The sequence below is a fragment of the Actinoallomurus oryzae genome (genome assembly GCF_039541955.1).
Classification (GTDB): Bacteria; Actinomycetota; Actinomycetes; order Streptosporangiales; family Streptosporangiaceae; genus Actinoallomurus; species Actinoallomurus oryzae.
Window position 1 is genome coordinate 192,015 of the sequence record NZ_BAABHF010000035.1, and the last position, 23,174, is coordinate 215,188.

Below are 23,174 nucleotides of genomic sequence, written 5' to 3' on the forward strand. Positions count from 1 at the left end.
CCTTGCCGGTGTGTCGGTGTTCCGGATGCTGCCCATCATCCTATCTTGAACTGATCAGTTCAAGATGTGTTAGCCTTCGGCAATGATCGTGACCGGGTGTCCCCCGCAACCCGAGACGGCGCGGCAGACGCACCACGCGACCCCGGCCGCCGCCGTCGTCTTCATCTACGCCGTCGTCATGGCCGGCGGGAACCTGACCGTCCCGCTCTATGACCTGTGGGCGTCACAGTTCGGCTTCGGGCCCGCCATCACCGCCCTCGTCTTCATCGCCTACGTGATGGGAGTCGCCGGCACACTGCTCGTGGCCGGCTCGCTGTCCGATGCGATCGGGCGCCGTCCCGTCCTCGCGCTGGCGCTCGCGCTCGCAGCGCTCAGCACTCTCGGATTCGCGCTCGCCGACGGCCTGACCGTCCTGCTGATCTCACGGGTCCTCAGCGGCACGGCGACCGGCCTCATCACCGCGGCGGCGACCTCCTCGATCGCGGAAATCGTGCCCGGCCGCAAGACCGCATCCGTGCTGGCCGCCGCCGCCAATGTCGGCGGCCTGAGTCTCGGCACCATCACCGCGGGCCTGCTCGCGCAGTTCGTCCCGGCACCGACCCGCACCGTGTTCTGGTGCTACCTGGCCGTCTGCGCCGTGGCGGGCATCGGCTGGCTGAGGGTCCCCGAGACTTCAGGTCGAAGGACCCGCTGGCAGCCTCGGATTCGCCGGCCGGCACTTCCTCGCGGCGCGGGCCGGGCCCGCTCGTTTCTCGCCGGCGGCGTGCTCGCCGCCGCCGCCTTCGGCGTGAACGGCTTCTTCTCGTCTCTGGCCCCGGCGTTCCTCCGTGACGACCTGGGCATATCGAACCGGGCCGTCATCGGCGCGGGCATCGGGATCCTGTTCATCAGCGCACTGCTGGCTCAGGTCATCGCACCGCCGGCCATCCTGCGACGTGGCACCGGGACAGCCCTGCTGGCCATCGGGATGACCGTCATCGAGGTGGCGCTCTGGATCCACTCCGCGCCCGTCTTCATCGTCGGCACCGTCTTCGCCGGGGCGGCTGTGGGGACTTTGTTCCGCCACGGCCTCGGCGTCACGGACGCACTGTGCGATCCCGGCAACCGGGCTGAGCTCAGCGCGACGTACTTCCTGTTCATCTATTCCGGGCTCGCCGTCCCCGTCCTGCTGCTGGGCCTCATCGATCAGGCCGACGGGACCCGGATTTCGAGCACCACGCTGGCCGCCCTCGTCATCTGCGTCGCCCTCGCGGGCCTGGCCCTCGGGCGGACCGCCGGACCGTCACACCCCGACACCGATGGAGGATCCCATGACCGTCTCCGGAAGTAACCCCGTCCGCGACCTGCCCCTGTACGACCTGGCCGGATTCACTCACCGCTGGGTCGACGCAGACGGCATCCGCCTGCACGCCGTCAAAGGCGGCCGGCCGGCCGGCCCGGCCGTCGTCCTGCTCGCCGGGTTCCCGCAAACCTGGTGGGCCTGGCGAAAGGTCATGCCCAGCCTCGCCGGCCGGTTCCGCGTCATCGCGATCGACCTGCCGGGCCAGGGCCACTCCGAACGCCCGGAGGGCAGCTACGACACCCACACGGTCGCCGCCCACGTCCACGCCGCCGTCAAGGCACTCGGAGTGCCCGCCTACTGGCTGGCCGCCCACGACATCGGCGCCTGGGTCGCCTTCTCCCTCGCCCTCGACCACGAGAGCCAACTGCGCGGGGTCGCCCTGCTCGACGCCGGAATCCCCGGCATCACCCTCCCGGAAACGATTCCCACCGACCCGGCCCGGGCGTGGAAGACCTGGCATTTCGCGTTCCACCTCGTGCCCGACCTGCCCGAGACCCTGCTCGCCGGCCGCGAACGGGAGTACGCCGGCTGGTTCCTGAAGGTGAAGGCCCTCGCTCCCGGCACGTTCGACGACGCCGACCTCGACCACTACGCAGCGGCCCTCGCCGCCGAGGGCGGCCTCCGCGCCTCCCTCGCCTACTACCGAGACGCCGCCGAGTCGGCGCGCAAGAACCACCAGGCGCTCAACCGGCAGCACCTGACCGTGCCCATCCTCGGAATATCCAGCAGCCACGGCTCCATCCCGGACATGGCAGCCTCCATCAGCCCATGGGCCGACAACACCACCGGAGTCGTCGTGCCCGACGCCGGGCACTTCATCCCCGATGAGCAGCCCGAAGCCGTCGCCGCCGCCATTGCCGGCTTCATCGGCGGCGGCGACTGACGCCGCTCAGGCCTGCCCGGCTGCGCGAGAACCGCTGTCGCGGCCATCGCCGCCATCGGTGAATGGCCACGACGCCTCACCTCACTTCTGGAACACGGCCTAACGCCGTCGGCGTACGACGAGGACGGAGGAGTCGACCTTCGGCGGAGGGCGGAAGGCGCGGCGTGGCAGCGCGCGGCCGGCGCGGACGTCCCAGCGGCCCGGCCGCGAACGGCCCTCGGTGTAACGCCGGACCACCGCCCGCTGGAGGACCAGGTCGGCGGCGACCAGCCGCGACCGCGGAGCGAGCAGAAGCCGAAGCAGCTCACTGGAGATCGCGTACGGCGGGCTGGCGACCACGCGAAAGGGCCGGCGCGGCAGCTGCACGGCCAGCGCGTCGGTCTCGACGACCGTCACGTCCGCGCCGTCGAACCGCTCGCGCAGCCGCTCGGCCCGGCCGGGATGCGCCTCGACGGCGACGACCCGGGCCCCGGCGGCGACCAGATGAGTGGTCAGCGCGCCACGGCCGGCGCCGATGTCGAGCACGAGCTGCCCCGGGCGTACGCGGGCGTCCTCGACCACACGGCGAGCCCACTCGTCAACGAGCGGATGCCAGCCCCACGCCCGCCGCGACCGCCCGGAGGCGACCACGGCGCACCATGTTCATGAAGCACGTCATGCGCTCACCGTAGGAGCCCCCAGCCCGTCCCGGCAATCGAATTAGACCGCGATCGCCAGCCGCAGGTAGTGATCTTCGCCGCCGCCGGTAAAAAGACCCCGGTGCGGGTCACGGTCATGATGATCTCGCGGGGAGACCTTCTGCGGACGCCGGCCACGGTGTCCGGCAGGCCGAACTCGACGGGGGAACAGAAAATGACCAAATCCATCCGACGAAACACCGTGACCGCCGCCACGGTGATCGCCATCGGCGGCACCGCGGTCGTCGCGCCGTACGGGCCCGCGGAGGCGTCGAGCTTCTCGGCCACCTACACCTGCAGCGTTCCGGTGCTGGGCTCCCGGCCGGTCACCATCAACGGTCGGCTGACCGCCTCGCCCGAGCGCGCGACGCCGGGCCGGCCGGTCCGCTTCCAGCTGCACATCTCCCGGCTGAACCTGCGCACGCCGGTCGCGATCGACTCGTGGACCGCGGTCGCCGAGATCGACGTCACCGGCGCGCAGTCGACGTCGTTCCGCATGACGGGGACCGGTGGCCCGGTGACGCCACGCCAGCCGATCAGCGGTGACCTGTTCGGCTCCTGGACGCCGCGAGCGCACGGCACGGACCACTTCCGCGGCGCCAACGTGGCCCTCACCGCAAAGGTCGCCCGCATCGGCCGGCTCACGGCCGGATGCACACCGACCAAGCCCCGCCCGGTAATGGAGACCGTAACGGTCACCTCACCATCCGCACGCCAGAACACCGACCTCTGACCCTCGGCCGGCCCACCGGAAACCCCCTCGGGGCGTGGACCGGCGGCGAACCGACCCAAAAAGGCGCGTTCCCGCAGCCCGATCAGCCCGTAGCCGCCGCCGTCCGAGGCCCCGCCAGAGACGGCAGCGGCACGGCCGAGGCCCGTAATCAAGAACTTGCATGATCCACCCCTGACCCCAAGGGCGGCCCAACCCCGCATCGACCGAACCCGCGAGAAGACAATCCAACCCGGACAGATCGAAAGCAGACCCGAGCGGAACCTCCAGGGCGATGGCGAAGCCGAGGCCCATCTCCGCCCAGGACCGCCGAGGCAGTCCCCATCGCGCCAAGAAGCAACCGAACCCCGGACAGCACCACAAGGGGGCGTGGGGGCGAAAGCCCCCACATCGGGGGGAATGGGGGGGGTCGCCCCCCAAAAAAAATAGCGGCCCACCGCGAAACCGCCCCCGAAGGGGGCGGTGAGCACGATGAGCCAGCCCGTGGAGCTATGGGGATTCGAACCCCAGACCTCCTCCATGCCATGGAGGCGCGCTACCAACTGCGCCATAGCCCCTCGCGTCTTTCAGGTCTCCCTGCGACGCCCCGTCAGTGTATCGGACCTGACGGCCATACCTGTAATCGATCAGCCGTCACTCGCGGCGCGGTCGTCGCTCAGGACGGGTTCCGGCAGCGTACCGGCGTTGTGCTCGACCAGACGCCAGCCGAGCCGGCCCTCCTCCAGCACCGACCAGGAGCAGTTCGACAGGCCTCCGAAGCGGGCCCAGAGCTCCTCGGGGAAGCCGAGCCAGTGCAGCATGCCGATGCGGACCGCCGCGCCGTGGGAGACCACGACGAGCAGGCCGTCGTCGGGGATGCGGGACAGCGCGCGTTCGAGGGCGGCGCTGAAGCGCTTGGCCACCTGCTCGGTGGTCTCGCCGCCCGGCGGCTGCCAGATCGCGTGTTCGCTCGGATAGCGGGTGCGGATCTCGTGGTTGGTCAGGCCCTCCCAGGCCCCGCCGCCGCGTTCGATCAGGTCCGGGTCGTGGGTGACCGGCAGGCCGGTGACCTCGCTCAGCGCACCGGCGGTGGCGCTGGCCCGCTGCAGCGGGGACGAGACGATCGCGGTCGGGCGGAGGGCGGCGAGAAGCCGGGCGGAGCGGGCCGCCTGCTGGACGCCGGTCTCGTCCAGGGGGATGTCGGTCGTGCCCTGGAAGCGGCGTTCGACGTTCCAGGTCGTCTGACCGTGCCGCCACAACACGATCTTGCGGGACTCGCTCATGAGCCCTCCCGCGAAGGCGCTCCGCAGGCGCCGCGCTTCCCCGCATGCGGAGCGGTGAGCCGCCCGCCTTCGTCGTCCGGCAGGATCTCGGGACTCACCGGCCCTCACCCGCGCGTACACGCTGTGCCGCGTGGGCGTTCACGTCCTCGGGCAGGGCCATCTCCGGGCAGTCCTTCCACAGGCGCTCGAGCGCGTAGTAGACGCGGTCCTCTTCGTGCTGGATGTGCACGATGATGTCGGAGTAGTCGAGAAGCACCCAGCGGCCCTCACGCTCGCCCTCGCGGCGGACCGGCTTGGCGTCGGCGTCCTCGCGCAGACGCCTCTCGACCTCGTCGACGATCGAGCGCACCTGGCGGTCGTTGGCGGCCGAGCAGAGAAGGAAGGCGTCCGTGATGACGAGCTGCTCGCTCACGTCATAGGCGATGATGTTCTCGGCCAGCTTCTCCGCCGCGGCCTCGGCGGCGATCTGGACCAGCTGGTTGGCCCTGTCGGATGCGGTCACGATGCTGTCGTGTTCCTCCCTGCGGGGGCTTCGTCGTCAGTCGCCACGATAAAGCCCTCGTTTATTGATGTACTGCACGATTCCGTCTGGCACCAGGTACCACACGGGCTCACCGGCGCGTACGCGTTCGCGGCACTCCGTCGATGAGATCGCCAGAGCGGGTACCTCGACGAGACTCACCCCGCCCCCGGGCAGCCCGGGGTCGGTGAGGTTGTGGCCGGGACGCGTACAGCCTATGAAATGCGCGAGGTTGAAGAGCTCATCCGCGTCACGCCAGGACAAGATCTCGGCCAGAGCGTCGGCGCCGGTTATGAAGAACAACTCGACGTCCGGCCCGTGTATTTCGCGCATCTCCCGCAACGTGTCGATGGTGTAGGTCTTCCCTGGCCGGTCGATGTCGACGCGGCTGACCGAGAACCTGGGGTTGGACGCGGTCGCGATGACCGTCATCAGGTAGCGGTCCTCGGCCGGGGACGTCTTGCGCCCCTCCTTCATCCACGGCTGGCCGGTCGGCACGAAGACCACCTCGTCCAGCGCGAACAGGTGCGCCACCTCGCTCGCGGCCACGAGGTGCCCGTGGTGGATGGGGTCGAAGGTGCCGCCCATGACCCCGAGTCGACGTTTCATGGCGCGACCCTAACCATCGACACCGACGTCCGACTCGCACGCCCCCTCGATTCGCCGCAAGACTCAGCGCTCGGCGGCGTTGCGCAGTTCGAACGCGGCGCCGGCCAGGGACGCGACGCTGCCGCTCCCCGATCGGAACATCATGCCCACGGTCGAGGCGTCCGCCCAGGCGCAGGCCGCCATCGGTCCGCTCTCGTCCCTGCCCGCCCCGCAGCGGAGCACACCGCCGAACGGCCCGGCCGCGTAGTCCTTCGTCCCGCCCTTCAGCCCCACGCCCTCGAACACCCAGTCGACCTGCTCCGACGGCGAGCCGGAGCGCAACTGCTCCGCCGCCGCCGGACCGTCCTTCGCCGAGAGCCCGATGAAGACGATGGGAGGTTCGGTGCTTCCGCGCTTCTCGTATATGGCGGTCTTCGCCTGCGCGAACGCGCCGCCCTGCGGTGCCATCTCCTGGCGCAGGTCCTTCTCGATCCGCCGCGCGTCGCTTCCGGTCATCCGCCGGTAGTGGCCGAATGATTCGGGGACGACGATCGCGTGCACCTCGTGTGTGGCGCCCGGAGACCCGGCGTCGTCCGTGTCCCCGGCAGGAGAGTAGGCCTTCCCGAGCAGCACGGACATGCCGGCGAGCACGACGGCGGCCGTGATGACGAGCCCGGCGATCAGGCCCCGGCGGTTCTTCTGCGGCGTCCGCGGTCCCGGCCCGTACGGCCACGGACCCGGCGCGCCGTACCCCCCGGGCGGCGTGTCGTCGCCGTACGGCCCAGGTGAGGCGTTGACATACGGTCCCGGGCCGCCGGGGGACTCGTGGTCTCCCGGGGCACCGTGCGGAGCGCCGCTCCGCAACGACGGCCCCTCATCGGGCCGGGGCTCGCCGTCCGGCGGCACGAACCCCGATCTGTCGTCGTCGTCCTGCCCGTCGTTCACGCGTCCCCACCCCCGCACTCCCCCTGAATGGTGGATGAATTATCCCTAATGGACGCCTCGATGTCGCTAGAAAACCTTTTGTCGAAGTCTGCCGCGAATCGGGGGCAACGTCAGCGTTCGGCGGCGTTGCGCAGGCGCAGGGTGATCCTCGCGAGCGCAGCGATCTTCGGGCTGTCCTCGGCCGACATGCCGATGAACATCAGCCCACGGTCCACGGGGCCGCCGTTCGTATAGAGCGCGATCTTCCACTTGGCGTACACCTCGGCGTACTGGCCACCTTCGATGACGACGCCACGCCGACCAGTGTGGCGGCGCCGCCCACCACGACGACCGCGCCGATCGCCAGCCCGGCGATCAGCCCCGTACGGCGCGGGCCCGACGGCTCCGCCTGCGGCTCGATCCCGTACGCCCCGGGCCGTTCGCCGTGGGAATCGGGCCGCGCGCCGTACGCGCCCGGTCGTCCCTCGTACGGTAACCGTGCTCCGGCTTCGTACGGCGTCCCGTCCCGCCCCTCGTCCGTCCGCTGCCCGCCATCCGGCGGCACGAAGCCACCCTCTCCACCGCTCACGCGTTCCCCGTCCCGGAAACCCTTTGCCGATCAATGGTCGGTAAAGATTAGCCAGGAAACGATGGCGTTATGCCGCAAATAGGGGTCAATTAGGAAATTCACAGACCGGGAAGCGGCGCCTCTCCGGACTCCCAGGTCACCACGCGGACCGCCTTGCCGATCTCCACGCGCGGGACCGTGCCGGCGGGCAGTACCCGGACCTCGCACGACAGGCCCAGTTCGGCCGACAGCACCTGCTCCAGCCCGGCGTCCGCCTCCTCGCACGCCACGATGAGCCGGGGCATGGTCGCCCGCCGGTCGACGATGACCTGGTAGTGCGGCGATGCGTGCCGCAGCAGCACCGCCTCGATCTCACGCGGATAGACGTTCACCCCGCGGACGACCAGCATGTCGTCGCGGCGGCCCAGCACCTTGCTCATCCGTACGAGCGTGCGCCCGCACGGGCACGGCGCGGTCGTGAGCGACGCGACGTCCCCGGTGCGGTAGCGCAGCAGGGGCATCGCCTCGCGCGTCGTGGTGAACACCAGCTCGCCCGGCGTGCCCTCCGGCACCGGCGAGCCGTCCTCGCCGACCGTCTCGACGAGGAAGTGGTCCTCGTTGACGTGCAGGCCGTCGCGTTCGAGGCACTCGGTGGCCACGCCCGGGCCGATGACCTCCGACAGGCCGTAGATGTCCAGCGCCGCCAGGCCGAGGAGGTCCTCGATCGTGGCGCGCATCTCCTCAGACCAGGGCTCGGAGCCGAACAGGCCCGCCTTGAGGTTCAGCTCGACCCCGGCCTCCCGCGCCGCCTCCCCCAGGCGTACCGCGTAGGACGGCGTGCAGGTCAGGATGTCGGGCCGCAGGTCGGCGAGCAGCCGGACCTGCCGCTCGGTCATGCCGCCGGACATCGGCACGACGGTCGCGCCGAGGGCGATCGCGCCCTGGTGGATGCCGAGCCCGCCGGTGAACAGCCCGTAGCCGTACGCGTTGTGCACCACACTGTCCGGGCCGGCGCCGGCGCAGACCAGGGATCGCGCGCACATCGCCGCCCACAGCTCCAGGTCGCCCCGCGTGTACGGGACGAGCGTGGGCCGGCCGCGCGAGCCGCTGGAGCCGTGCACCGCGACGACGTCGCGCATCGGCACCGCCAGCATGCCGTGGGGGTAGGAGTCCCACAGGTCCTGCTTGGTGGTGAACGGCAGCTTGGGCAGGTCGGCGAGCGCGATGTCCTCTCCCCTCGTGACGCCGACCTCGCGCAGCCGCTCGCCCTGAACGCCACCGGCCCGTACGAGCCGGTCGACCAGCTCGCGCAGCCGGGTCCGCTGCAGTGCGGCCCGTTCGTCGCGCGACATCGTCTCCTCGGGCCCGGGCCCGTACGCCTCCACCATGACCGGACCATAGATCGGGTACACGCGGAAGGGGAACCCTGAGCGCGAGACAAGCGTCGGACATAGCATGCCGGACATGACGAGCAATACGCCCGACCGTTCACGCACGCGCTTCCCCGGGATCAGCTCCCGCGCTTACGAACATCCCGCGGATCGGTCGGCGCTGGTCGCGCTGCGATCGCTGACCGGCTTCGACACCGTGCTCAAGCGCCTGGCGGGCCTGTTCAGCGAGCGCGCGATCCGGTTGATGTTCCTCGGCGGGAGCGTACGCGCGGGTGAGACGCAGTTCCGCAACATCAACGACATGGTCCGCGACGCCGCCTACATCCTCGATCTGCCCGAGGTGCCGGAGCTGTACGTCACGCAGGACCCCGCGCCGAACGCCATGACGATCGGCACCGACCACCCGTTCATCGTGCTCAACACCGGCCTGGTCGACCTGCTCGACGACGAGGAGCTGCGGTTCGTCGTGGCCCACGAGGTCGGGCACGTGCTCTCCGGGCACGCGGTGTACCGGACGATGGCGCTGATCCTGACCAACCTCGGCGCGCGGATCGCCTGGCTGCCGCTCGGCAACATCGCCATCTCGGCGATCCTCATGGGCCTCAACGAATGGCAGCGCAAGTCCGAGCTGTCCGCCGACCGTGCCGGGCTGCTCGCCGGCCAGGACGTCGACGCGGGCAAGCGCGCCCTGATGAAGCTCGCCGGCGGCGGCCGTCTGACGGAGATGAGCTCCGAGGCGTTCCGCGAGCAGGCCCGCGAGTACGACGCGGCCGGCGACGTGCGCGACGGGCTGCTGAAGTTCCTCAACCTGCTCACCCGCTCCCACCCGTACGCCGTGGTGCGCTTCGCGGAGCTGGAGCACTGGGCCGCCGAGGGCGAATACCAGCGCATCCTCGCCGGCGACTACCCCCGCCGGGCCGACGACCCGAACGCCTCGATCTCCGAAGAGATCAAGAACGCCGCCCGCGCGTACCGCGAGTCGTGGAACCGCAGCGAGGACCCGTTCATCGGCGTGGTCAAGAACGCGGCCGAGGGCGCGGTCAACGTGGGCGAGAAGATCTTCTCCCGCTTCGGCGGCCGCCCCGGAGACGACCGCAACAGCGACTCCTGACGGCGGCACAAGTGTCGCCGTCCACCGGCACGGCGCGACATCGTGGGGGTCGCACGTAGCGCAGGCGGAGAAGGGGCATACGGGGTGGAAGGGGGCATCTTCGCCAAGGCCGCCGGTGAGCTGTTCCGGCTGGCCGAAGGTGACGCGGCCCGCGTGGTCACCGCGGACGCGGGCAAGGCGGCGGAGAAACTCACCCTCAAGGAGGGCCGGCAGACGGCGCGGACCGCCGCGCACGACGGGCAGAACCGCGCGCTGGAGGCCGAGGCCCGCACCACGACGAAGGACCCGATCGACGTCGCCTCCGGCGAGGTGATCCTGCGGCAGGTCGACGTCGAGTTCCCGGGTGTCCTGCCCCTCCTCCTCGAGCGGACGCACCTGTCGTCGTACCGCACCGGCCGCTGGTTCGGCGCCTCCTGGGCGTCCACTCTCGACCAGCACCTCGAGGTGACGCTGGACGGCGTCTACTTCGCCGCCGCCGACGGCATGGTGCTCGCCTATCCGCCCGCGACACGGGCGGGTGTGCGGCTGATGCCGGAGGAGGGCCCGCGCCGCCCGCTCACACTCCTCGCCGACGGTTCGTACGCGCTGGAGGATCCGCTGACCGGGCGGACCCTGCACTTCCGCCGCGCGGCGTCGCCTCGCGAACTGCCACTCGTGGCGCTGACCGACCACAACGGCAACCGGATCGACGTCGTCCACGACGATGACGGGACCCCGGCCGAGGTACGCCACTCGGGCGGCTACCGTGTCGCCGTCGACACGGCGAGGGGCCGGGTGACCGGTCTGCGGCTTCTGTCGGGCCCGAGTGGCGAGACACCGGACGACGTGGTCCTCGCCCGCTTCGGTCACGATGAGGACGGCCGGCTCACGGAGGTGTACGGAGCGTCGGGCGCGCCGCTGCGGTTCACCTACGACGAGCGCGGCCGGCTCACCGGCTGGGCCGACCGCAACGGCTTCTGGTACCGGTACGACTACGACGAGCTGGGCCGCGGCGTCCGCGGCTACGGCTCGGATGGGTTCTTCGACGCCCGGCTGGTCTACGGCGACGGCATGACGGTGGTGACCGACTCGCTCGGGCACGCCACGACCTACCGGTTCGACGAGCGGGGCCGGGTGGTGGCCGAGACCGACCCGCTGGGCAACGTGACACGGCGTGAGTGGGACCGTCACGGGCGGCTGCTCGCCGAGACCGACCCGCTGGGGCGTACGACGCGGTACGCCCACGACGAGGCCGGCAACGTCATAAGGGTCACCCGGCCGGACGGCGCGCAGAGCGCCGTTGAGTACGACGCCGCGAACCTCCCTGTGCTGATGACCGAGGCCGACGGCTCGACCTGGCACAACACCTACGACGAGCACGGCAACCTCACCGCCGTGACCGACCCGGCCGGGGCCGTCACCCGCTTCTCCTACGACGAGCGCGGCGCCGTCACGTCGGTCGTCGACCCTACCGGCGGCCGCACGCTCATCGAGCCGGACACCGCGGGGCTGCCGGTGGCGGTGACCGACCCGGCCGGCGCGACCACGCACTACCGCAGGGACGCCTTCGGCCGGATCCGCGAGATGGTCGACCCGGCCGGCGGGACGACACAGCTCGCCTGGACCACGGAGGGCCACCTGGCCGCGCGGACGTCGCCGTCCGGGGCGATCGACCGGTGGACCTACGACGCCGAGGGGAACCCGGTCGAGCATGTCGATCCGATGGGCCAGGTCACGCGGACGGAGTACGGCCCGTTCGACGCGCCCACCGCGCGTGTCGGCCCCGACGGTGTGCGGCTGGAGTACTCCTACGACACCGAGTTGCGGCTGAACGCCGTGACGAACCCGCAGGGCCTGCGGTGGCGGTACGACCGTGACGGCGCCGGCCGGGTCGTGGCCGAGACCGACTTCGACGGCAGAGTGCTGCACTACTCCTACGACGCCGCCGGGCAGCTCCTGCGCCGGGTCAACGGCGCGGGCCAGGCGATCGACCTGGAGCACGACGTCCTCGGCAACGTCGTCCGCGCCCGCTCCGCGAGCCAGGAGACCACCTTCGGCTACGACCGGGTCGGCCGGCTGGTGCACGCCGTCAACGCCGACGCCGAGCTGTCGCTGCGGCGCGACCCCCTGGGGCGGATCGTGGCCGAGACGGTCAACGGCCGGGTGTTGCGGTCCGCCTACGACGCCGCGGGCCGGCGCACCCATCGCCTGGCGCCGTCCGGGGCCGAGTCGGTGTGGCAGTACGACGCCGCCGGCCGGCCCGTCGCGCTACGGACCGGCGGGCAGACCGTGCGGTTCGGCTACGACGCCGTCGGCCGTGAGGTGCAGCGCCGGATCGGCGCCGGATCGGTGCTGTCGCGTGCCTGGAACGCCGACCACCGCCTGAGCACGCAGACGCTATGGGGGGCACCCGCGCCCGGCGGCCCGGCACGGATCCTCGACCACCGCGCGTACGCCCACCGCCCGGACGGCCAGATCGCGGGCGTACTCGACCAGAGGCTGGGCGAACGCCGCGTCGAGCTCGATCGCGCCGGACGCGTCACGGCGGTACACGGCCACGACTGGGCCGAACGGTACTCCTACGACTCCGCGGGCAACCTCACCGACGCGTCCTGGCCGTCCGCGGACCACGACGCCACCGGTCCGCGCGAGTACGCCGGCACGCTCATCCGGAGAGCCGGGCGCGTCACCTTCGAGCACGACGGCCAGGGACGGGTGGTGACACGCCGGCACCGCACCCTCTCCGGCGGGCAGCGGGTCTGGCGATACACCTGGGACGCCGAGGACCGCCTGACCAGGGTGGTCACGCCCGACGGCCGCGTGTGGCGTTACCGCTACGACCCGCTCGGCCGTCGCATCGCCAAGCAGCTGCTGGCCCCGGACGGGCACGGGGTACTCGAGCAGACCGACTTCACCTGGGACGGCGTCGTCCTGGCAGAGCAGGCACACCACGTGCGCGGTCCCGCCGCCCACACCACCACCTGGGACTACCGGCCGGGCACCTTCACGCCGCTGTCCCAGACCGAACGCACACTTCCGTACGAACCGTCCTCCGCGGGCGACGCCGGGCAACGCTGGTACGACGAGCGGTTCTACGGCATCGTCACCGACATCGTCGGGACGCCCACCGAGCTCGTGGACGCCGACGGCGCCATCGCCTGGCGGCATCGGCCGACCCTGTGGGGCGTCGACCCCGCGCCCGCGCCGGGCGCCGTCCACTGCCCGCTGCGTTTCCCCGGGCAGTACCACGACGCCGAGAACGGACTGCACTACAACTTCTCCCGCTACTACGACCCGAGCACGGGCCGCTACGGGACGCCCGATCCGCTCGGGCTGGCACCGGCGCCGAACCCGCGCACCTACGTCGGCAACCCGCTGCGGTGGATCGACCCACTCGGCCTCGCGCCGTACGAGCCCGAACGCGTCTACGACGACTCGGAGTACGGCAAACACGGCAGCAAGGCGCGGAGCACCTCACGTGGTGTCGCGAGCGCGGCGCCCAAGGACGGGCAAGCGGCGCTCAAACGCTCGTTCGACCCGTCGCCCGACAACGAGGCGGTCTTCCGCCGGTACGGTGTCGACTACGAGAACCAGGAGATCGTCGTCCTGGACCGCCACCGGTACATCACGGACAAGGACGACAAGATCATCAAGGAGATCTACCACGGGCACGTGCCGGATCCCTCGACGATTCCGTCGAAGATCCTCACGCAGCTCAAACGCATGGGCATGATCGACAAGAAGTTCAGGGTGCTGCCGCCGCCATGACGTTCGACTGGGAGACCGGAGAGGGCCTGCTGGGCGTCGACGATCCGCTGGTCGTCGACGACGCGCTCGACCGCGGGGAGCGCCACGCCGGCATCGCCGTCGCCGGCCTGGCCCTCAACCACGAGGATCTGGCCGAGATCGCACCACGGGTGGCACGGGCGGCGCGGTCAGGCGACGCGGAGACCCGGCGCATGGCCTTCGTCGCGCTCGGCCACGCCGTGCGCCTGTTCGGCGCGCTCCCGCCGGAACTCGACCGTGCCCTTCGCGACGCCCGGCACGATCCGGCGGCCGAGACCGCGTTCGACGACACGCTCCAGTACGTTCCGTTCGCCCGGCTGCCGACCTGGCTCAAACTGCGGTCGCTCAGGGAGTGGGCCCACTGGCACCTGTGGCGTCGCCAGCGGGACCGCTGAGAAATGCCCCGGCGGTCCCCGCCTCATCGCTGGGGCAACGGAGTTTCACGTCAAGCCGCGGTCACCCAGGGAGCGCGGCACCGATCGAGATCGCATGCGGCGCACCGGCCTCGGGCGCCCCGGCATGCGTTCCGGCGACGGCTCAGGCCGCCATGGCTCCATTCGCGATCGTGTTGACCGCCCCGGTCTCAATGGCCTTCTGCATGCCACGGCCCTCCAGCAGTTCCTCCGGCCAGGCGGCCTCGCCGCCGGGGAAGAGCGCGGAGGCGAGCATCTGCGCAAGAGTGATGCCGCCGTCCGCGAGCTTGTAGATCTTGTAGCAACGCAGGATCATCGGCACCGCCGCGCCGCCGATCGCCGCCGTCACGAGTGCGCCCTTGTGGTGATCGACGAGATTGTTGAGCGCGCCCAGCGGATGGTCGACCGTCTGTGTCATCGACGTCCCGGCCGTTCCCTGCGCGGCGGTGGTCGCGCGCTGCCCGTGGGTCTTCGCGTCGGTCACCGCGGGCTGCAGGTTGGCCGCGTGCTGCTGGTACACGGTGCCGGCGACGTGTGCCTTGTCCTCGTTGGCGTTCGTCCAGCCCGCGCCCCCGGCCAAGCCCATGAGGTTGAGCAGCTTGGCCATCCAGTCCGGGAGCTCTATCGCCATTGGATTGTCACCTTTCCGGCCATGTCCGGCCGATTCGGATCGACGTGGGACCGCGTTCAGACCGACTGGGTCAGGCCGGTGTTCGCTTCCTCCGCTCCGGTCATGTTGCCGGACATCGCCTGTATCGCCTGTCCCTGACTGTGCAGCACGTCGAGGTTCTGGTGGCCGGTGGACATCATCATCTGATGGACGGCCGTGAAGCACCCGCCGAGCAGGCTACCGATCAGGTCGTTCGGGTCCTTGTCGGGATTCCACCACTCGCCGAGCCCGTCGATCTGCGTCTGGGTGTTGTTCAGCTCGGTTCGGGCGTTCTCATGAGCCGTCACAATGCCCTCGCCGGACTGCTTCAGCCGCGTCCGGTCATACTCGATCTGCTGCTCGGTCATCCTTGCTCCCTCAACGCTCCGGCTCGATGCCGTTGATCACGTCACTCAGTGCCCGAAAGTAGGACTCCAGCCGGGCCACATTTCGTTCCCGCAACTGACCGAGCTGTTTTTTTACAGCCTCCGGATCGATGTCGGCCTCCGCCTGCAGGTCCCGCGTCTTGGCCGCCAGGTCGTCCAGTGCGGCGTTCACCGCCGCCACGACGCCCTGTTCGAGCTCGACAGTGCCGCGCATCGCGCGGGCGTCCAATACCAGTGAGGCGAGCCGGCCGCTGGGAACGCACACCGCGCGCACCGCGCCCCGGGGAGCCTCCCCGGTACCGGTGAGATCCTCCTCACCGAGGTTCCGCGCCTCGTCCACCGTCCGCAGGACGCCGATCAGCTCATCGAGCATGTCATCGGTATTCAGGATCGGCAGGTCGGCGATCTTCACCCCGGCCTCGCGCAGATCCGCGATGACGTCCGCGGCGAACTCCATGTCCCGGTTCGTGCCGCGGTGGAATTCCTCGTTCGCCTTCTGCAGGTCCGCGATGACCTCGCGCAGATCGATCTCCGAGATCTCGCCGCCCGGACGTTGCGCGCGGAAGTCCGCGAGTGCGGCGTTCACCGCCTCGATGAGAAGCCGGCTCAGGTCCTCCCGGGACGACCGGAGCAGCCTCGCCTCCACACGTACGGTCTCCAGCCGCTCGTCGACCACGGTCACCCGAACGCGGCCCTCATCCGCCTCGCCGGTCCCACGGGTGGCTTCCCCGGAGCCGGCGTCCGACCGTTCTACCGACCACTGCGCCATGGGCCTGATCGTACAGTTCGATCGCGCCTTACATGAAGGATTGACGCTATCGCCAGAAGTGCCCGCTTGGGGTGATCCGCGCCCCTATAGTCACTAACCTATCGGCTCCGTGTCATCCGCGCTTCACGGAACCGTGCGCAACCCGAGTGATGACGGCGACGGCGAGGAGCAGCATGGTCGCGGGTGGAGGAGCAGTAGCCAAAAGCGTCTTCGCGGCGGTCGGAAAGTTCTTCAGAGAGACCGCCGAAGACCTCCGCACCCCCTTCCAGGACCTCCACCTCGGCGGTCCCGAGCTCGCCCTCCCCGGCGGCGGCTCGGTGCCGAGCCGCCGGTTCGGCCAGGAGATGCGCCAGTGGCAGAAGGACGCCGGGCGCCGTGAAGAAGGCATCGCCTATGCTAAGCGTTTGCCCTCCTCCAACAGCAAGAAGAACACCGGTGGAGGGATCTTTGGCAGCAAGAAGGACGCGGAGAAGGCCGCCCGCGAAGCGGTCAGCCATGGCGGCCGGGCCCGCTACCGTGACGAATGCGCCAAAGGCGATCATGTGCACGCGGAGTTCTTGAACAAGCACGGCGAGGTGTCCGAGACACGGCACTTCGGCTGGCGCAAGAAGAAATAGCAATACCAGTGGAAGGGAACGGCCATGGCCACGAAAGATGATCTCCTGCGCGGCGCAGAGGAGATCGGAGCGGCCGTCGAACAACACGCGCGGGCACTGGCCGAGTCTCCCGATGATGCCAAGGCCGTGATCGCGGCAGTGAACCGCCTGCGCACCGCGGCGATCACCTATGTGGTGAACGCCGGCGAGCTCACCGGCTGGGGAAACCCCTTCAGCGACCTCGAGGACGAGCTCGAGGAGGAGGCGGAGGAGACGGCGGCGGACGACTCCGGCGAGGAGTCCGGGGATGACTCCGGCGCTCCGCCGTCCGTGGTGAAGGTCGAGGCCAGCTACCTCGTGCGCGTCAACGACGCCGAGGCCGCACGGCGTCACCTGGCCGAGCGGGGTGCGGCCCAGGAGTACTCCGCGGAGGTCTCCGCGGCCGTGACCACCGATGTCGTCACGGACCTGTTCCTGGCGGACGGGTGGAGCCCGCACCAGTACGGCGAGGAGATCATCGAGGTCCTCGAAGAGAAGTGGTCGTGCGGCCCGGACGAGTGAGAGTGAGTCCTCGCGGATCGCGGTGAGGGCGAGCCGGCGGTTCGGCCCCGTGACACGCGGGCCGAACCGCGAGCGGGCCGGTGACCCCGGGCGGAGCCGGGCATCCATCGAGGCGGGTTACTCCGGACAGGGTTGCGCGTAACCTTTAGTTCACTTGTTGAACGCGGCGACCCGCTGGGGGACTGATGGCGATGCCCGGCTCGCAGACGTCCCTCCACGAGGCGAACCAGCGGCGTGTGATCCAGGCCGTCCGCGAGTCCGGCGCGCCGACCCAGGCCGACATCGCGCGCAGCACCGGGCTCTCGCGCGCCACCGTCTCCAACATCGTGCGTGAGCTGACCGCCGGCGGACTGCTCGTCGTGACGCCGACGTCCGCGGGCGGGCGGCGTGCCCGTGCGGTGTCGCTGGCGCCCGGCGCCGGACTCGCCGTGGGTGTCGACTTCGGTCACTCGCACCTGCGCGTGGCGATCGGCAACCTGGCCCGCGAGGTGATCGCCGAGCGGGCCATGCCGCTCGACGTCGGCGCGTCGGCGGCCGACGGCCTCTTCGCGGCGGAGCGCCTGATGGACGAGCTGCTGTCCTTGGCCGGCGCGACGCGCGATGACGTGGTCGGGATCGGGCTCGGCGTGCCCGGCCCGGTCGACGCGGTGACCGGCACGATCGGGTCGAGCACCATCCTGCCCGGCTGGGCCGGCATCCACGCCGCCGACGAGGCCGCCCGGCGCCTCGGCCGCCCGGTGCACGTCGACAACGACGCCAACCTCGGCGCGCTCGGCGAGATGACGTGGGGCGCGGCGCACGGCCACGCCGACGCCGCGTACATCAAGATCAGCTCGGGCGTCGGCGCCGGCATCGTCATCGGCGGCCGGCTCTACCACGGGCCCGGCGGCACCGCGGGCGAGCTCGGGCACCTCACGCTGGATGAGAGAGGGCCGATGTGCCGCTGCGGCAACCGCGGCTGCCTGGAGACCTACGCCGGTGGCCGTTACCTCGCCGAGCTGCTGCGGCACGCGCACGGCGACGGGCTGACCACCGCGCGCATCGTCGAGCTGGCGCTGGCCGGCGACGCGCCCTGCCGCCGCGCGGTCAGCGACGCCGGCCGGTACGTCGGCGCCGGCGTGGCCAGCCTGTGCAACCTGCTGAACCCCACACGGGTCGTGGTCGGCGGCGATCTGGGGCGGGCGGGCGACCTGCTGCTGGATCCGATGGCCGAGGCGGTGAGACGGTCGGCGATCGCCAGCGCGGCCTCGCTGGTCTCGATCGTGCCCGGGGTCCTCGGCGACCGCGCGGAGGTGCTCGGCGCGCTCGCGCTCGTTCTCCAGATCGCGTTCAACTCCTGAACGATTCTGGCAGACTTCGGCCAACCTTAATTCAAGCCTTGATTTGATCTTCAGCTGGGTCTTTGATCACAGAACCTCTTCTTGATCCCCCGCCTGGAGAACACGCGCATGAGACTGAGGTCCAGGGCCGCCCATATCGGGCTGGCCGTCACTGTCACCCTTTCCGGCCTGGCACTCAGCGCGACCGGCGCCAGCGCCCAGTCCGGCTATCAGGACCCGCACGCCTCCATCCCCGCCCGGGTGGCCGATCTCCTCAAGCGCATGACGCTCGAGGAGAAGGTGGGCCAGATGACACAGCCCGCGGTGCTCAACATGCAGGGTGACTGCCAGTGGTCCGGCGGCGCCCTGGTCGAGTCCTGCGAGAAGCACATCCTGACCGACCTGAAGGCCGGCTCGGTGCTGTCCGGCGGCGGTGAGACACCGCCGCAGAACACGCCCAAGGACTGGGCCGACATGGTCAACGCGGTCCAGAAGTACGCGATCGACCACTCTCGCCTGCACATCCCGATCGTGTACGGCGTCGACGCCGTGCACGGGCACAACAACGTCCTCGGCGCGACGAAGTTCCCCCAGCAGGTCGGCGTCGGCGCGACCTGGGACGCACAGCTCGCCGAGCAGATGGGCGAGTCGACCTCCCGCGCGGTGAAGGCGACCGGCCCGCAGTGGGACTTCGCCCCGGTCGAGGACATCTCCCGTGACACGCGGTGGGGCCGCTACTACGAGACCTACTCCGAGGACCCGTACCTCGCGGGCTCGCTCGGCGCCGCCACGATCCAGGGCCTGCAGAAGACGGGGCAGGTCGCGGGCACGGTGAAGCACTTCGCCGGCTACTCCGCGCCGTTCTCCGGCCACGACCGCACCGAGGCGCACATCGACCAGCGCGAGCTGCAGGACACGTTCCTGCCGGCGTACAAGGCGGCCGTCGACGCCGGCGCGCTGACCCTCATGGCGAACTCCGGATCGATCAACGGGATCCCGGCGCACGCATCGCACTACCTGCTCACCGACCTGCTGCGCCACCAGTGGGGCTTCAAGGGCGTCGTCGTCAGCGACTGGCAGGACGTCGAGAACCTGCAGACGGCGTACCACCTCACCGACTCGTACGCCGGCGCGGCGGCCATCGCGGTCAATGCGGGCGTGGACATGGCGATGATCCAGCCGGGCAGCGTCGACGGCTTCGTCAACGGGCTGATCTCCGACGTCAAGAGCGGCAAGGTCTCCAAGCGGCGGATCGACGAGGCCGTCTCGCGGATCCTCACGCTGAAGTTCAAGCTCGGCCTGTTCGACCACCCGTACGTCGACGCCTCCCAGGCGGACGGCATCGTGCTCGGCGCCGACAAGGACCTTGCGGTCCAGGCCGCCACCGAGTCCCAGACGCTACTGAAGAACGACGGGAACGTGCTGCCACTGTCGACCGGCCTCGGCAAGGTCGTCGTGACCGGCCCCAGCGCCGACTCCATCCCGAACCAGGACGGCGGCTGGACGATCGGCTGGCAGGGCATCCCGGACGGCGTCAACGATCCAGGCGTCACGATCTACCAGGGCATCAAGAACGTCATCGGCGACCACGCCAAGCTGGTCAAGGACGCCGGTGACGCGGTCGACCAGACCAAGGACGCCGACGCGGCCGTCGTCGTGGTCGGCGAGAAGCCCGGTGCCGAGGGCACCAACGACAACGAGACGCCCGAGCTGGCCGCCGACCAGCAGAAGCTGGTCGACGACCTGCAGGCCACCGGCAAGCCGGTGATCGTGGTGGTCGTGGCCGGGCGACCGCTCGCGCTCGGCGGTGCCGCCGACGCCAAGCAGCTGCTGATGTCCTGGCTGCCGGGCAGCGAGGGCGGTACGGCGGTGGCGAACGTCCTGTTCGGCAAGGCGAACCCGAGCGGCCGCCTGCCGGTGTCGTGGCCGAAGGTCGCCGGCGACGAGCCGATGTTCTACCAGCAGCTGGCGGGCACCAACTCCGGCACGAGCTCCTCCTACGACCCGCTGTTCGGCTTCGGGGCGGGCCTGTCGTACACCTCGTACACGGTGAACGACGTCTCGGTCTCGGGCGGCAGGACGGTGAAGGTGTCGGTGAAGGTCGCCAACACCGGATCCCGCGACGGCGACATGGTGGTGCCGGTCTTCGCCCAGCAGCCGGTCAGCCGCATCCTCGTCCCGCCGAACCGTCTCGTGGCCTACACCCGCGTGCCGCTCAAGGCCGGCCAGTCCACGACCGTCTCGCTGTCGTTCCCGCTGTCGCGCCTGGCCGTGACGCAGGGCGACATCAACGGGTCGTCCACCCGGTCGGTCGTCCCCGGCCAGTACAAGATCGTCGCCGGCGGCAAGTCCGCGGACCTGACCGTCCACTAGGCGACGGCGACCAACCGGCCCTCCGCCGGGAGAGGCGGTCGCCCCGGCGGGTTCGCAACCCACCCGCCGGGGCGGCCCAGCCGCTCTCAGCCGAGGGCTTCGCTCGTCTGCGGCCGGGCCGGGCCCCGGCCCCACGCCCGGTCGCCGAGCAGCGCCAGGGCGGCCGGGAGGAGCACGCCGCGCACGAGGGTGGCGTCGATCAGGATGGCCACGGACAGCCCGACGCCCATCATCTTGTACTCGATCGCGGTCAGCACGACGAAGACGCTGAACGCCGCGGTCATGATGACGGCGGCGCTGGTCACGACGCCGGCGCTGGCGCCGATGCCACCGACGATCGCCTCGCGCGGACCGGCCCCTCCCGACCGGCGTTCGCGGATCCGGCTGAGGATGAAGATGTGGTAGTCCATGCTCAGGCCGAACAGGATGACGAACATGAACACCGGCAGCCAGTCGACGATCCCTCCGTAGGAGGTGAAGCCGAGCAGCGAGCCCCCGTGACCGCCCTGGAACACCCAGCCGAGCACACCGCACGCGGCACCGATGGACAGCAGGTTCAGGGCGATCGAGACGAGCGGCACGGCGACGGAGCGGAACGCCACGGCGAGCAGCACGAACGCCAGCACGAGCACGAACCCGAAGACCAGCGGCGTACGGCCGGAGAGCTGCCGGGTGAAGTCGTACGCCAGCGCGGTCCTACCGGCGACCGCGTACTCGACGCCGTCCACGTGCCCGAACGCCGCGGGCAGCGACCTGTGCCGCAGCGTGTCCAGCGCGCGGACGGCCATCTCTCCGTTGCCGAAGTCGGCCAGGGGCACCCGCAGGAGCAGCGCCCGGCCGACCCTCGCCTGGGCGATCGGCTCCGCACCGCCGCTGCGCAGGTCGTCGACGGCCCGCCGTACGCCGGGAGAATCGAGCGCGCCTTCGCGCGTCTCCCACACCACCACCCGTGCCGGAGACGGCGTGCCCGGGAACGCCTCCTGCATGCGGACGGCGGCGTCCACGACGGGCACGCTGCGCGGCAGGCTGTCGGTCACGGCCGCGTCCTGAAGATGGATCCCGAACACGGGCAGCGCCATGACCACCAGCGCGAGCACGGCCGCTCCGCCCCAGACGAGCGGCCGTCTCACGACCACCCGCGCGACGGCCGTCCACGTCCGTGACTCCGCCGCCGCCGTACGCCGGCGGCCCAGCCACGGGATGCGGCTCCGGTCCACCCAGCGGCCCAGCAGGCTCAGCAGCGCCGGCAGCACGGTCACCGAGCCGACCATCGCCAGGCCGACCACGAGCACCGCGCCGATCGTCAGCCCGCGCAGCTCGGCCAGCCCGCTGAACAGCAGCCCGGTCATGCAGAGCATCACCGTCAGGCCCGAGACGAGGATGACGTGCCCCGACGTGCGCGCGGTGATCCGCAGCGCCTCCCGCACGGTACGCCCCGCGGCGCGCTCCTCGCGTTCCCGCCGCAGGTAGAACAGCGAGTAGTCGATGCCGACCGCGACGCCGATCAGCAGCACCATCGAATGGGTCGCGCTGTTGATCGGGGTCCAGTGATCGACCACCTGCAGCAGGCCGAACGCGCCGACGACGGTGCTGAGCGCGAGCAGCAGCGGAATCCCCGCCGCGATCAGCGAGCCGAACACCACCAGCAGGATCACCACGGTGACCGGCATCGAGAAGTGCTCGGCCCGCTGGAAGTCGCCCTTGATGCCCTCGTCGACCGCGGAGCTCAGGCTCCGGTCCCCGGCCTCCACCACGCGCGCCCCCGGATGGCGGGCCGCCACCTGCGCGACCGCCCGGACGACGGCGTCGTACTGCGCGTCCACCCGCTCGTCCGGTCCGGCGAGCTGGAAGGTGACCAGCCCGGAGCGGCCGTCCTCGGACACCAGGGGCGAGCGGAGGCCCGTCACGGTGCCGGGCGTCCGCTGGAGCGCCGCCTCCAGGTCCCGCGCGGCCTGACGCAGGTCCGGGTCGTCGGCGAACCGCCCGTCCGTACGGGACTGGACGAGCACGTTCTCCAGGACGGGCACATAGGCGTGCTGGGCGCCCAGGACACGTTCGGCCCGGCCCGACTCCCCCGGATCGATGCCGCCGGCGCCCTCGCCCGGAATCAGCGCGCTGGAGAGCACGGCGAGGATGACCAGGGCGAACCAACCCGTGATGGCGAGGGCGCGGTGCCGTGCCGACCATCCCGCGACGCGCTCCACCACGGGAGCGGGGCCTCCGCGACCGCCGGGAGTTCGCCCGGCGGCCTCCGGCACGGCCGACTTGCCAATGCGCAGCATGAGCTGCTGTCCTTTCCATGAAGGGGTATTCGACGAGAACTCGCCCTCGGGCGAGGTGATGCTTC

The 23,174-nt window shown here is 70.7% G+C and carries 21 protein-coding genes and 1 tRNA gene; 10 read left to right on the forward strand and 12 right to left on the reverse strand.

Annotation, left to right across the window (positions count from 1 at the left end):
- The first annotated feature begins 82 nt into the window (after positions 1-82).
- Positions 83-1,330 (forward strand): MFS transporter, encoded by a 1,248-nt coding sequence (locus ABEA10_RS29460; protein ID WP_345469412.1) that lies wholly within the window; start codon positions 83-85, stop codon positions 1,328-1,330.
- Complete coding sequence (locus ABEA10_RS29465; RefSeq protein WP_345469413.1) at positions 1,311-2,225, forward strand: alpha/beta fold hydrolase; 915 nt, start codon at positions 1,311-1,313, stop codon at positions 2,223-2,225. Before ABEA10_RS29460 ends, ABEA10_RS29465 begins: the two co-directional genes overlap by 20 nt.
- A gap of 99 nt (positions 2,226-2,324) precedes the next feature.
- Here ABEA10_RS29465 and ABEA10_RS29470 read toward each other — a convergent pair whose 3' ends face one another.
- On the reverse strand, positions 2,325-2,855 hold the full coding sequence (locus ABEA10_RS29470) for an rRNA adenine N-6-methyltransferase family protein (RefSeq protein ID WP_345469415.1): 531 nt from the start codon (positions 2,853-2,855) through the stop codon (positions 2,325-2,327).
- 222 nt (positions 2,856-3,077) lie between these two features.
- Here ABEA10_RS29470 and ABEA10_RS29475 point away from each other — a divergent pair, with 222 nt between their 5' ends.
- Complete coding sequence (locus tag ABEA10_RS29475) at positions 3,078-3,635, forward strand: hypothetical protein (protein ID WP_345469417.1); 558 nt, start codon at positions 3,078-3,080, stop codon at positions 3,633-3,635.
- Positions 3,636-4,116: 481 nt separating this feature from the next.
- Here the strand turns inward: ABEA10_RS29475 and ABEA10_RS29480 are convergent.
- The 7 genes from ABEA10_RS29480 to ABEA10_RS29510 all read right to left on the reverse strand — a co-directional run bounded on the left by ABEA10_RS29480 (position 4,117) and on the right by ABEA10_RS29510 (position 8,882).
- Positions 4,117-4,189 (reverse strand) — tRNA-Ala (locus ABEA10_RS29480).
- 69 nt (positions 4,190-4,258) lie between these two features.
- On the reverse strand, positions 4,259-4,894 hold the full coding sequence (locus ABEA10_RS29485) for a histidine phosphatase family protein (RefSeq protein ID WP_345469418.1): 636 nt from the start codon (positions 4,892-4,894) through the stop codon (positions 4,259-4,261).
- A gap of 94 nt (positions 4,895-4,988) precedes the next feature.
- Positions 4,989-5,396 (reverse strand): ribosome silencing factor, encoded by a 408-nt coding sequence (gene rsfS / locus ABEA10_RS29490; RefSeq protein WP_345469419.1) that lies wholly within the window; start codon positions 5,394-5,396, stop codon positions 4,989-4,991.
- 36 nt (positions 5,397-5,432) lie between these two features.
- Entirely contained in the window at positions 5,433-6,023 is a 591-nt protein-coding gene (gene nadD / locus ABEA10_RS29495; RefSeq protein WP_329241176.1) for a nicotinate-nucleotide adenylyltransferase, read from the reverse strand.
- 63 nt (positions 6,024-6,086) lie between these two features.
- Positions 6,087-6,947 carry a hypothetical protein gene (locus ABEA10_RS29500; RefSeq protein WP_345469423.1) on the reverse strand — a complete coding sequence of 287 codons (861 nt, stop codon included), beginning with the start codon at positions 6,945-6,947 and terminating at the stop codon, positions 6,087-6,089.
- Between the two features lie 110 nt (positions 6,948-7,057).
- Complete coding sequence (locus tag ABEA10_RS29505; protein ID WP_345469425.1) at positions 7,058-7,207, reverse strand: hypothetical protein; 150 nt, start codon at positions 7,205-7,207, stop codon at positions 7,058-7,060.
- A 406-nt stretch (positions 7,208-7,613) separates the two neighbouring features.
- The gene (locus ABEA10_RS29510) at positions 7,614-8,882 is read right to left on the reverse strand and encodes a phenylacetate--CoA ligase family protein (RefSeq protein ID WP_345469427.1); all 1,269 of its coding nucleotides are present in this window, start codon (positions 8,880-8,882) and stop codon (positions 7,614-7,616) included.
- Between the two features lie 76 nt (positions 8,883-8,958).
- Here ABEA10_RS29510 and ABEA10_RS29515 point away from each other — a divergent pair, with 76 nt between their 5' ends.
- The 3 genes from ABEA10_RS29515 to ABEA10_RS29525 all read left to right on the forward strand — a co-directional run bounded on the left by ABEA10_RS29515 (position 8,959) and on the right by ABEA10_RS29525 (position 14,156).
- Positions 8,959-9,996 carry a M48 family metallopeptidase gene (locus tag ABEA10_RS29515; protein WP_345469429.1) on the forward strand — a complete coding sequence of 346 codons (1,038 nt, stop codon included), beginning with the start codon at positions 8,959-8,961 and terminating at the stop codon, positions 9,994-9,996.
- A gap of 84 nt (positions 9,997-10,080) precedes the next feature.
- The gene (locus ABEA10_RS29520) at positions 10,081-13,743 is read left to right on the forward strand and encodes an RHS repeat-associated core domain-containing protein (RefSeq protein WP_345469431.1); all 3,663 of its coding nucleotides are present in this window, start codon (positions 10,081-10,083) and stop codon (positions 13,741-13,743) included.
- Entirely contained in the window at positions 13,740-14,156 is a 417-nt protein-coding gene (locus tag ABEA10_RS29525; RefSeq protein WP_345469433.1) for a hypothetical protein, read from the forward strand. The genes ABEA10_RS29520 and ABEA10_RS29525 overlap by 4 nt, the downstream gene beginning before the upstream one ends.
- Positions 14,157-14,298: 142 nt before the next feature.
- Here the strand turns inward: ABEA10_RS29525 and ABEA10_RS29530 are convergent, their stop codons facing one another.
- Genes ABEA10_RS29530 through ABEA10_RS29540 form a run of 3 tightly spaced genes read right to left on the reverse strand, consistent with a single transcriptional unit; the run spans position 14,299 to position 15,978 of the window.
- The gene (locus ABEA10_RS29530; RefSeq protein ID WP_345469435.1) at positions 14,299-14,805 is read right to left on the reverse strand and encodes a WXG100-like domain-containing protein; all 507 of its coding nucleotides are present in this window, start codon (positions 14,803-14,805) and stop codon (positions 14,299-14,301) included.
- A gap of 56 nt (positions 14,806-14,861) precedes the next feature.
- Positions 14,862-15,191 (reverse strand): hypothetical protein, encoded by a 330-nt coding sequence (locus ABEA10_RS29535; protein ID WP_345469437.1) that lies wholly within the window; start codon positions 15,189-15,191, stop codon positions 14,862-14,864.
- 10 nt (positions 15,192-15,201) lie between these two features.
- The gene (locus tag ABEA10_RS29540) at positions 15,202-15,978 is read right to left on the reverse strand and encodes a YbaB/EbfC family nucleoid-associated protein (RefSeq protein ID WP_345469439.1); all 777 of its coding nucleotides are present in this window, start codon (positions 15,976-15,978) and stop codon (positions 15,202-15,204) included.
- 173 nt (positions 15,979-16,151) lie between these two features.
- Between ABEA10_RS29540 and ABEA10_RS29545 the strand changes: the two genes are divergently transcribed.
- From ABEA10_RS29545 to ABEA10_RS29560, 4 genes are all read left to right on the forward strand, one after another.
- A complete protein-coding gene (locus ABEA10_RS29545) occupies positions 16,152-16,595 on the forward strand; it encodes a hypothetical protein (protein ID WP_345469441.1) in 444 nt (147 codons plus the stop codon).
- Between the two features lie 24 nt (positions 16,596-16,619).
- Entirely contained in the window at positions 16,620-17,135 is a 516-nt protein-coding gene (locus ABEA10_RS29550) for a hypothetical protein (protein WP_345469443.1), read from the forward strand.
- Positions 17,136-17,326: 191 nt separating this feature from the next.
- Entirely contained in the window at positions 17,327-18,475 is a 1,149-nt protein-coding gene (locus ABEA10_RS29555) for an ROK family transcriptional regulator (RefSeq protein ID WP_345469445.1), read from the forward strand.
- Positions 18,476-18,583: 108 nt separating this feature from the next.
- The gene (locus ABEA10_RS29560) at positions 18,584-20,827 is read left to right on the forward strand and encodes a glycoside hydrolase family 3 N-terminal domain-containing protein (protein ID WP_345469447.1); all 2,244 of its coding nucleotides are present in this window, start codon (positions 18,584-18,586) and stop codon (positions 20,825-20,827) included.
- A gap of 86 nt (positions 20,828-20,913) precedes the next feature.
- On the opposite strand, the gene ABEA10_RS29565 is transcribed toward ABEA10_RS29560, so the two are convergent.
- Positions 20,914-23,109 (reverse strand): MMPL family transporter, encoded by a 2,196-nt coding sequence (locus ABEA10_RS29565; RefSeq protein ID WP_345469449.1) that lies wholly within the window; start codon positions 23,107-23,109, stop codon positions 20,914-20,916.
- Positions 23,110-23,174 lie beyond the last annotated feature (65 nt).